General features: G+C 74.7%; 7 protein-coding genes and 1 pseudogene. 1 reads left to right on the top strand and 7 read right to left on the bottom strand.

Annotated features, from left to right (window positions below):
• The 7 genes and pseudogenes from CCN56_RS44900 to CCN56_RS26395 all read right to left on the bottom strand — a co-directional run.
• A pseudogene (locus CCN56_RS44900) lies at positions 1–234 on the bottom strand (forkhead-associated protein); the annotation flags it as partial.
• Positions 235–275: 41 nt separating this feature from the next.
• Positions 276–1,595 carry a VWA domain-containing protein gene (locus CCN56_RS26370; RefSeq protein WP_086830465.1) on the bottom strand — a complete coding sequence of 440 codons (1,320 nt, stop codon included), beginning with the start codon at positions 1,593–1,595 and terminating at the stop codon, positions 276–278.
• A 64-nt stretch (positions 1,596–1,659) separates the two neighbouring features.
• Positions 1,660–2,988 (bottom strand): PP2C family serine/threonine-protein phosphatase, encoded by a 1,329-nt coding sequence (locus CCN56_RS26375; protein ID WP_179199989.1) that lies wholly within the window; start codon positions 2,986–2,988, stop codon positions 1,660–1,662.
• Between the two features lie 2 nt (positions 2,989–2,990).
• Positions 2,991–5,552 (bottom strand): serine/threonine-protein kinase, encoded by a 2,562-nt coding sequence (locus CCN56_RS26380; RefSeq protein WP_179199990.1) that lies wholly within the window; start codon positions 5,550–5,552, stop codon positions 2,991–2,993.
• Positions 5,553–5,611: 59 nt separating this feature from the next.
• The gene (locus tag CCN56_RS26385) at positions 5,612–6,916 is read right to left on the bottom strand and encodes a hypothetical protein (RefSeq protein WP_086830467.1); all 1,305 of its coding nucleotides are present in this window, start codon (positions 6,914–6,916) and stop codon (positions 5,612–5,614) included.
• A gap of 58 nt (positions 6,917–6,974) precedes the next feature.
• Positions 6,975–7,865, bottom strand: coding sequence for a glutamate ABC transporter substrate-binding protein (locus CCN56_RS26390; protein WP_256962151.1), 891 nt, complete (start codon positions 7,863–7,865; stop codon positions 6,975–6,977).
• 174 nt (positions 7,866–8,039) lie between these two features.
• Entirely contained in the window at positions 8,040–9,413 is a 1,374-nt protein-coding gene (locus CCN56_RS26395) for a deoxyribodipyrimidine photo-lyase (protein ID WP_086830468.1), read from the bottom strand.
• Between the two features lie 217 nt (positions 9,414–9,630).
• Between CCN56_RS26395 and CCN56_RS26400 the strand changes: the two genes are divergently transcribed.
• A partial coding sequence (locus CCN56_RS26400) for an oxygenase MpaB family protein (RefSeq protein WP_143664630.1) occupies positions 9,631–10,137 on the top strand: 507 nt, incomplete at its 3' end.

Below are 10,137 nucleotides of genomic sequence, written 5' to 3' on the forward strand. Positions count from 1 at the left end.
GTTGTAGGCGCCGGGGGCACCCTGAGGAGCACCGGGGCCGCCGGGGGCGCCCGGCGGCGGGCCCTGCGGGGCCTGGCCGGGGCCGGCCGGGCCGGGGTATCCGTACGCGGGGGGCGGCGGCGGGGGAGGCGGCGGTACGGCACCCGTCGGCGCACCCGCCCCGGCCATGCGATGGCCGCAGACCTCGCACCAGTCGTCGGAGACCGACTGGTGTCCGTTCGGGCAGGTCGGCATGTCGGTGCTTCCCCCTCTCGTCGTCCGGCCCGGTGGCCGGGCTACCTCTTGACGCGAACGGTCTTGGTGGAACGGGTCTCGAGTGTCATCTCGTCCGCTTCCGCGACCTTCGCCTTCAAACGCACAGTACCGGTCGCCGCGTCGACGACGTCGACCACCTTCGAAAGCAGTTTCGCGGTATCCGCGTTGCCGGAGGCCGCCGCGAGCTGCACGGCACGGCCCAGTTTGGCCGTCGCGCCGTCGCGATCGCCCGATTTGCGGGCATCCAGACCCTGCTGGATGGCGTCCGCCAGCTCGGCCTGGCCCGTGTAGTGCGCGACCTGCGGGTTGATCGACGTCGACATCGCGAGGTCGTCCGTCCACACGGCCCGTACCAGTCCTTGAGACAGCGGGCGCGGATCGCCGCCCATCGGATCCGGGGCGATCAGGGAGACGCGGGCGGCGAGCATCTCCTGGCCGACCGCCGCCTGCGGGACCCGCACGCTCACGTGGTAGTCGCGGGACTCACTGCCCCACGAGCCCGTCGGGTAGTCCCCGGCGCGCGGCCCGGCCTCCGTACGCCGCCCGGTCAGGTCCTCGACCGCCGGCGCCACCTGCTTCACGAACATGATCTCGACCCCGACCGGGGTCCACAGGCGCAGCGCGACGTCCGCCACGCCCTTGCCCATCGCGTGCTCCATCATCGCCGTGAAGTCGGCGGCGAGCCCGGCCGGATCGGCGACGATGTCGGCGGTGCCGAGGAGCGCCGAGGCGATCCCGGTGACCTCCTTGACCTCCCAGTCCGTGCCGACCCCGCGCGCGTCGCAGGTGAACCGGCCCGCGCAGGCGTCGAGCGCGGCCCGCAGCTCCTCCGGGGACTCGTGCTCGTTGCGGCCGTCGGTGAGCAGGATGCCGTGCCGGATGGTGAGCGCGGTGGAGGAGAGCAGCCGGTCCGCGAGACGCAGCCAGGTGCCGATCGCCGTGCCGCCGCCCGCGGAGAGCCGGCGCAGCGCCTCCTTGGCCTCGGCGCGGGTCCGGGCGTCGGCGACGGCGAGACCGCCGTTCCCCGGGTAGACCTCCTTCGCCACGTGCGTCCCGGCGACGACGGCGAAGTGCGTGCCGTCCCGCAGGGTGTCGACGGCGGCGGCGGTCGCCTCCCGCGCGCCGCGCATCTTGGTGGCGGGGTAGTCCATCGAGCCGGAGCAGTCGACCATGATCACGACACCGGCCGGCCCGCTGCCCGCGAACCCGCCGGTGGTGCCGCCCCCGGTCGAGGTGACCGTGACGATCGCGCTGACGTCCCGGCCGCCCTCCGGCAGGAACTCGTTCTGGTAGACGTCCACCGAGAACTGGGGCACGGTCGGCTTGGAGAAGTTCGCCATCTGTTTTCGGCTCCTACGCGACAGACGCAACAACGGTGAAGGGGACGGGGATCGGCGACCGCTCTCAGGCGGATCCTGCCCCTTGAGGAGTGACGGTGAACGGGACGAGCGCGACCGTGATGTTGTCGTGGCCTCCGCCGTCCAGGGCGTGGCCGACGAGGACCTGCGCGGCGCCCAGCAGGCGGTCCGTGGCGTCCGCAGGGACGATCCGGGCCATGTCCTCCGCGGCCTCCGCGTAGTTCCACAGGCCGTCCGTGCAGACCACCACCACGCCGGAACGGTCCGGCTTGAACGCGGCCGTGTGCGGGTCCAGTTCGTACGAGTCGGCGCCGAGCCAGCCGGTGATCGCGTGGGCGCGCTCGTCCGCGTACGCCTCGGCCTCGTTCATCAGGCCCGCCGCGACCATCTGCGCGGCCCACGAGTCGTCCTCGGTGAGCCGGGCGGGCGGGGCGCTGCGGTCGTCCGGCACCCAGTAGGCGCGGCTGTCGCCGACCCAGCCCACGACGAGCAGGCCCGCGGCGACGACGGAGCCGACGATGGTGCAGGCCGGGGCGTTGCGGTGGCGGTGCGGCTCGTGCTCCGAGCCGCCCTGACCGGGCTCCTCCGCGAGGGAGTTGACGGCCTCGGCGGCGGCCACGATCGCCTCGTGCATCGCCTGCTGCGGGTGCGTGCCCCGGGGCAGCGCGGCGAGCAGCGAGGCGCCGGCCGCCTCCGCGGCGGCGGCGGAGGCCTCGTCGGGACGGGTCGCCGAGGAGACGCCGTCGCAGACGATCGCGAGGGTGGCGGGGGAGCCGTCGGGCAGGGTGGTCGACGAGACGGCGAACGCGTCCTCGTTGCGGTGGTGGCGCAGCCCGCGGTCGCTGACGGCGGCCACGCCGGCGAGCTCCCGCTCCATGTGGTCCCGCTCGCGCGGCTGCGCGTGCCCGCAGTTCTCGCAGTACCCGTCGGTGTCCACCCGCCCGGCCCGGCAGGCCACGCACATCGAGGCGGCGGGCGCGGAGGCGGGGGCCGGGTCCACCCGTACGGCGGTGCGGGGGTCGGGCGCGGCCAGCTCGAAGTCGCCGTCGGGCGTGGGGGTGACGGGCGCGGGGGACCCCGGCCCGTCCGTGCGGACCTCCATCGTCGGGAGGTCGCGGCCGCCCGAGTCGGTGCCCGGGAGGTCGCCCGGGTGCTGGGTCATCGTCGAGAGCGAGCCGGGGTCGCGGGGCGGGGCGTCCGGCCAGGTCACGGGGGTGCCGATCGCCACGGTCGGGCGGTCGGGACCGGCCTCGGCGGCCGGCGCGGCCGACAGGTCGTAGCCGCACGCCCCGCAGAACCGGTCACCCGAGTCCAGCGGCTCCGCGCAGCCCGGGCAGGCGGCGAGTCCGTGCGACGGCTTCGGCTTCTGGGACATCCTCACACCCACGTCCGGGGGCGGAAGCGGTTGGCCCGCTCCACCAGTTCGATCCTCTCCTCGCCCCGCTGGGCGAGCCGGGCCAGTACCCGGTACGAGCGTTCGAGGCCGAAGCGCAGTCCGCGCTCGTCCAGTTCACTTCCGAGCAGCAGCGCGCCGCCGCCCGGTGCCGCACCGGGACTCCCGGAGAGTACCCAGTCGAGGGCCGTCCCGAGGACCTCCGTCGAAAGCCGCTCCCGGCGCACCGGGTCCAGACCGAAGCCCTGGAGCGCGGAGACCTGCGCCGCGGCCGCCGTCAGGTCGGCGCCGAGCGGCTCGTGCGCCGGGCGCCGCCGCAGCCGCGCCCGCACGGCCGCGACCCGCGCCGCCGTGTAGTGGATCGACGCCTCCGGTACGGACTCCAGGGCCTGTACGGCTCCGGTGCGGTCGCCCGCGGCGAGCCGCACCCGGGCGAGCCCGAAGGCCGCGCTGACGAAGCTCGGGTCGGTGGCCCACACCAGGCGGTAGTACTCGGCGGCGTTGTCCAGCTGGCCGAGGACCTCGGCGCAGATCCCGAGGGCCAGCTTCGGCGCCGGTTCGCCGGGGAAGGCGTCGTACACCGCGTCGAAGGCCAGGGCCGCGTGCTCGTGGTCCCCGGTCACCAGGGAGGCGACGCCCCGGTACCAGACGACCCGCCAGTCGTCCGGGTCCCGCTCCTCCAGACCGGCGAGGGTCCGCGCGGCGGCGGGCAGATCGCCCAGCTCCAGCTGGGCCCGCAGGGTGCGCAGCCGCAGCTCGGCGGAGGGCGCGGGTGCGCCCTGGAGCGCCCCGAGGAGCTCGCCCGGCGCGGCGGCCGCGAGACCGGCGAGGAAACCGGCGTTGGGGTCGCTCGCGTCGACGCGCGGCACGGGCAGCGCGAGCGCGGTGGCGGGCGCGTCGAGCGGCGCGAGCGCCGAGGTGAGCCCGGGCCCGGCGGGCGAGGGCGCCCCGGCGGTCAGGGCCTGCTCCGGGACCGCCCCGGCGGCGGGCAGGGCCTGGCCCGGAACCGCGCCGGGTCCGGCGGGCGGCGCCTGGCCCGGAACCGCGCCGGCGGGCAGCGCCCCCGCGGCCTTCGCCCCGCGCTGCCTGCGTCCCCGCCGCGCGCCCAACAGCGACACGTCCTCCGTCAGTTCGGCGAACAGTGCGGTGTCCGTGACCCGCACCTCCGTGCCGAACAGCGTCGAGAGCGCCGGCCGCGGCCGCCCCGACTGGAGCGCCACGACCTCGCGCAGCACGCCCGTCAGCTGCTCCGCCATCTCCTGCGCGGAGGAGAACCGGCGGGCCGGGTCCGGATCGGTGGCGCGGACGAGGAAGCGGTAGTACGACTCGTACGTCCGGAAGACCTCGATGTGCTCCGGGTCGGGCAGCGAGTCCACGAAGACGTTCGTGTAGCCCTGGAAGTCGAAGGTCATCACGGCGAGCGTCCGCGCCACCGTGTACAGGTCGCTCGCCACCGACGGGCCGACCTCGGCCACCTCCGGCGCCTGGTAACCGACCGTGCCGTAGATCGCGGACTCGTCGTCGTCCATCCGCCGGACCGCGCCCATGTCGATGAGCTTCAGCTGGTCCTCGGTCTGTATGGCGTTGTCGACCTTGAAGTCGCAGTACAGCAGGTTGCGGCTGTGCAGGTGCCCGAGCGCCTCCAGGGCCTCGATGCCGTACGCGCAGGCCTGCTCCACCGGCAGCGGATCGCGCCGGCCGTCGGGCGTCCGCCGGTCGTTGGCGATCTCCTTGAGCGACTTGCCGCCGACGTACTCCATGACGATGTAGCCGTCCATGGAGCCGGTGCGCGGGTCGAGGTGCTCGACGAAGTTGTAGATGCGGACGATGTTGGAGTGCTCGATCTCGGCGAGGAAGCGGCGCTCGGAGATCGCCGCGGCCATCGCGTCCTGGTCGCCGGTGTCGAGCAGGCCCTTGAGGACCACCCACCGGTCGGAGACGGCCCGGTCGACCGCGAGGTAGATCCAGCCGAGCCCGCCGTGCGCGAGGCAGCCCGCGACCTCGTACTGGCCGTGGACGATGTCCCCGGCCCGCAGCTTCGGCACGAAGGAGTACGGGTGCCCGCACGAGGTGCAGAAGCCCTCCGTGCGGCCCGGCCGGTCGCCCCGCGAACGGCCCACCGGGGCCCCGCAGTCCGAACGGGAGCAGAAACGCTTCCGCTCGGGAACCTCGGCGTTCTCCATCACCGCGGCCCGCGGGTCGGGGCGCGGCACCTCGGGGATCGTCACCAGACCCGCGCCCAGCCGGTTCCGGGCGGACTGCCCGGTCGACGAGCCCGAACTGCGCACCGACACCGAACGGCCCGTCGAGCCACCGGAGAGCGAGCGCGAGAGCCGCCCGGAGACCGACCGGCGCGAGGTCGAGGACCGGGACGAGGCGCGCGAGGAGGCGCGGGAGCTGCTCCGCGAGGAGCTCGAGTCCGGCCCCCCGACGCCCGTCCCCTTCCCCGGCACGGCCATCCCGGTCGGCGTCGACCCGATCATGCCTCCGGGCGCGACGACCGGGGCGAGCCCGCAGGTGTCGCAGTACAGCTCGCCGCCTCCCATGTCCTCGTACGCACCCTCGCACGAAGGACGCTGGCAGCTCCCCACGCCCGTCTCCCCGCTCACCACTGCCGTCCTTCCGTGTCTCCCGTGTATCTCGCGTCCCTCGTGTCCCGCGGCCCGGACAGCACGTCCGCCACCGCCTGCTGGTAGCGCAGCACCGCCTGCTCCGCGACCCGCAGATCGCAGGGCGCGCTCCACAGCATCCGGCGCGCCGCGTCGTACCGCTCGACGAGCAGCGGGTCCTCCGCCGCGCCGAGCCGCGCCACCTTCGCCTTGTACGCGTCGAGCCGGCCGCGCAGCTCGGCCCGGACCGCGAGCGGCGCGGTGACCGCCGTCAAGGACTCGCGGGCCCGCAGCAGTTCGTCCTCCGCCTCCCGCTCCAGGGACTCCAGGAGCGGGGAGAGCCGGTGCCACTGGGCGCGCCTGCGGTACTCGGCGGCGGCCGCGAGCCGCTCCTGCAGCACGATCGGCGGGCCGCTGACGGCCGGCACCTCGGAGGCGGCGATCTTCGCGAGGACCTCGCCGCGTGCCGACCGCGCCTCGGCGAGCGTCCGGTCGGCCCGCGAGAGCACGTCCCGCAGCCGCAGCAGCCGGTCCTCGGAGTCCTGCCGGACCGCGAGGACCGCCTCGATCTCGCGCCGCACGTCCTCCAGGGCCAGGGCGGCCCGGTCGTACCGCTCGGTGTCGGGGCGGCCCCCGCCGGGCGCCGAACTCCCCGCCGCCGGGCGCCAGAACGCCAGCGGGTCGGTCACGACCTGGGACCGCAGCGCGGTCAGCTCGGCCGTGATGGCCTCCAGGTCGTCCCCCGCAGGATGCTCCCCGGGCCGCACGCCGACCGAGTGGGCGAGCGAACGCGTCCGGCCCAGCTCGGCGGCGAGCAGGTCTATCCGGGCGGGCAGCGCCGACCAGACGGCGTCGGCGGTGACGACCAGGTCGAGCGAGGAGGCGTACAGCTCGTTCATCCGCCGGACGAGACCCTCCAGGCTGAACCGCTCGGTGAGCAGGGCGCCCTCGGCGGCCCCGCCCGGCACGAGCACGGTGTCGCCGCGCAGCCGGTCGGTCAGCTCCACGAGCTCCTCCCGGCCGGGCCAGCGGCGCCGCGCGCGCAGCTCACGGGCCTCCCGCAGGGCGCCGGTGTACACGTCGAAGCAGGTCCAGAGCAGGGTGATGGTCCGCTCGGCGGCCGCCCAGCGGTCCCGGGTCGTGCCGGTCAGCTCGGCCCCTTCGAGCAGCCTGCGGCCCGCGTGGTCCTGGAGTGCGAGGAGCGAGTCCTCGACCGCCTTGTGCTCGGCGCCGAGCCGCGCCAGCGCACGGTCCACCTCGTCCCGGTCCATCACCGGCCCGGGGGGTCCCGTGACGCCCATCGGTCACCTCTTCCGCTTCGTGTACAGGGTTGTCACTCCTTCGGGGGCGCGCACCGGGCTACTTGTACAGCGGGGCGGGCGGCCCCGCTATCCCGGGCAGGTCCTTCTCCAACCACTTCTCGTACGCCTTCTGCCAGGGGCCCTGCCGGTAGCCCACCAGGACCTGGTTGACCCGGCGCACCAGGTCGTCGTTGCCCAGCTTGGCCGCCACCCCGTAGTACTCCTTCGTGAACGGCTTGCCCTTGAGCTCGACCGCCGGGTCCTGCGCGGCCTGGCCGGCCGCGAGGGCGTTGTCGGTGACGACGGCGTCGACCTCGCCCATCTGGAGCCGGGCCAGGCAGTCCAGCTGGTTGGGGACGGTCAGCAGGTCCGGATCGTCCTTGGTGCCGTCGCCCTCGTCCTTGAAGACCGCGCCGAAGGAGTTCTCCGCCAGCGCGTCGTAGGCCGTGGAGCCCTCGGCGGTGCAGACCCGCTTGCCGCGCAGAGAGGAGTCGTAGCCGGTGATCCCCGTGGCGAGCTTGGGCGCCAGGACCTGCTGTCCGGCCTGGAAGTAGGCGGTGGAGAAGGCGACCTGCTCGATCCTCTTGCAGTTGATCGTCATGGTGCGCACGACGAGGTCGACCTTGCCGCTGTCCAGGGCGGCGATCCGCTGGTTGGTCGGGATGGTCCGGAAGATGATCGCGTCCGGGTCGCCGAGGATGTCGGCGGCGACGGCCCGGGCCAGGTCGATGTCGAAGCCCTCCAGGACGCCCTTCTCCGGGTTCCGGTAGCCCCAGCGGTAGCTGGACTGGTCGACGCCGACGATCAGCTTCCCGCGCTCCTTGATCGCCCGGATCGACGGGCCGTCCGCCGAGGAGGGCGTGAGGGAGGCCTCGGGGTGCTCGCAGGTGTCGGCCTTGATCTGGACGCCGGTGCCCACGCCGGGGCCGGTCGTCCGGGGCGCGGTCATGGCGGTTCCTCCTCCGGGCGGTGGCGCGGGCGACCACCGGGGCGTGCGACCGCCGGTCTCGGAGCGGCGGTGCGGCGGAACCTCGTCGGTTCCGTGTCCTCACGTTCCGGCGCCGGCCCCCTGCTCCTCAACCCGCATCGTTTCCGCATCGGAATCCAAGCGGTGCGGCACCGCTCAGGAGGTCCCCCGTCCCTGTCGGAAGCGCGCCAGCCCTTCGGAGAGCTCGATCAGCGGGTCCGGGTAGTCGTAGGCGGCCCGATCGAGGCCGGAGAGGCGCCAGGGCTCGTGGACGGCCGGCCCGCCGAGGTCCGCGAGCTCCGGCACCCAACGCCGGACGTAGGCGCCGTCAGGGTCGTACCGCTTGCCCTGGAGCACCGGGTTGAGGACGCGGTTGGGGCGACTGTCCGTCCCCGTGCCGGCCACCCACTGCCAGTTGAGCTGGTTGTTCGCGACGTCGCCGTCCACCAGCAGGTCGAGGAAGTGGCGGGCGCCCTCGCGCCAGTCGATGTACAGCGTCTTGGTGAGGAAGGAGGCGGTGAGCAGCCGGCCGCGGTTGTGCATCCAGCCCTCGTGGGCGAGCTGACGCATGGCGGCGTCGACCACGGGATAGCCGGTCCGTCCCTCGCGCCACGCCGCCAGGTCCGCCTCGGCCTCGGCGCCACGGCGCCAGCGGTCGTGACGCGGACGGTAGTCAGTGCTCGCCGCCCGGGGCCGGGCGGCGAGCACCTGGCGGTGGAAGTCGCGCCAGCACAGCTGGCGCACGAAGGCGTCCGCTCCGGCGCCGCCGCGCTTCCTGGCCCGCTGCACGGCCTCCAGGGCGGAGACGGCGCCGAAGTGGAGGTACGGCGAGAGACGCGACGTGGCGTCGCCCGCCAGGTCGTCGTGGCGCTGCTCGTACGCGTCACCGTCCGCCGTCAGCCAGGAGGAGAGCCGCTTGCGCCCCTCGCTCTCCCCGCCCACGGCGAGGCCCGGCGACACGTCCGCGATTCCGGAGCGCCGGGGCGTCCGCTCCGACCGCACCCCCGTCGGCACGCGCACCGCCCCGGGGGCGGCCAGGGGTGTCCGCAGCGGCTCGCCCGCCCAGCGCCGGTGGTACGGCGTGAAGACCGCGAAGTGGTCCGAGCCCTGGGGGGTCACGTCACCGGGCGGCACGACGTCCACCACGCCGTCGTGCACGTACAGCCGGCAGCCGTCCTCCTCCAGCACCCTGCGCAGACGCTCCTCCCGCGCCCGGGCGAAGGCCGTCGCACCGGCGGCCAGGTGGACCTCGTCCGCCTCGGTCTGCCGCACCACCGCCCTGACCTCCGACACCGTGTCGCCCTCCCGCACCACGAGCCGGCCGCCCCGCTCCCTCAGCGCCCGGTCGAGGTCCACCAGGCAGTCCGCGAGGAAGGCCAGCCGGTTGGGGGCCCCGAAGCCCGCCCGGTCCACGGCCCGGTCGCGCACGAACAGCGGCACCACCTCCTGCGCCCCTTCGAGGGCGGCCCGCAGCGGCGGGTGGTCGTGGACCCGGAGGTCGGAGGTGTACAGAACGACGGCGACGGTCATCGCGTCCTCCCTGCTCGGCCGCCGGTCGCGAGCGCGCCGCCGGCGTCTGGATTTCCCATTCCCACCCCTGTGGTTCCGCGCTGCCTCGCGTGCCGGATGCGCGCGGGGGCGGCCGCCTTCGCCTGACCGGAGAACACCGGTGGCCCCGCATCCCGGGCAGGGGCCGTGCCGCATGGGCGCGCCGCGCGGCGGGTAGGTGAGGCAAGAGGCGGTTCCCGTGTCCCTGGTGCTGATCGACAGGCTGCGTGGAAGGGCCGGGGAAGCGCTGCTGCTGCGAGTGGCCGGACCCGCGGCCCATCGGAAGCGCGCCCGGATCCACGACACGCCGGGTCCACGCTGGTTCGCTCCGGACCGGCCGATCCGGGTCGTGCACGCGGACGCCTCGATGTACGTCGGAGGGCTCGCGGCGCTCCTCCTGCAGTCCCTCCACCCGGTCGCCATGGCCGCCGTATGGGCGCACTCGGGATTCCGCGGTGACCCCTGGGGGCGCCTCCAGCGCACCAGCACCTTCTTGGCGGAGACGACGTTCGGGCCGGTGGAGGACGCCGAGCGGGCGGTCGCGCGGGTGCGCGGGGTGCACGCCCGGGTCACCGGGACGACGTCCGGCGGGGTGCCCTACCGGGCCTCGGATCCGGCACTGCTCGCCTGGGTGCACATCGCCGAGACCTCCTGCTTCCTGCGGGCGTACCAGGAGTACGGCCGGGCCCCGCTCACCGAGGCCCGG

It is taken from the genome of Streptomyces sp. NRRL B-24572, from assembly GCF_002156145.1.
GTDB lineage: Bacteria > Actinomycetota > Actinomycetes > Streptomycetales > Streptomycetaceae > Streptomyces > Streptomyces vietnamensis.

What these genes read in the sequence shown, in the direction of transcription:
- CCN56_RS26370 (WP_086830465.1), bottom strand. Translation starts at nt 1,595, where the DNA reads ATGGCGAACTTCTCCAAGCCGACCGTGCCCCAGTTCTCGGTGGACGTC.
- CCN56_RS26375 (WP_179199989.1), bottom strand. Translation starts at nt 2,988, where the DNA reads ATGTCCCAGAAGCCGAAGCCGTCGCACGGACTCGCCGCCTGCCCGGGC.
- CCN56_RS26380 (WP_179199990.1), bottom strand. Translation starts at nt 5,552, where the DNA reads ATGGGAGGCGGCGAGCTGTACTGCGACACCTGCGGGCTCGCCCCGGTC.
- CCN56_RS26385 (WP_086830467.1), bottom strand. Translation starts at nt 6,916, where the DNA reads ATGGGCGTCACGGGACCCCCCGGGCCGGTGATGGACCGGGACGAGGTG.
- CCN56_RS26390 (WP_256962151.1), bottom strand. Translation starts at nt 7,865, where the DNA reads ATGACCGCGCCCCGGACGACCGGCCCCGGCGTGGGCACCGGCGTCCAG.
- CCN56_RS26395 (WP_086830468.1), bottom strand. Translation starts at nt 9,413, where the DNA reads ATGACCGTCGCCGTCGTTCTGTACACCTCCGACCTCCGGGTCCACGAC.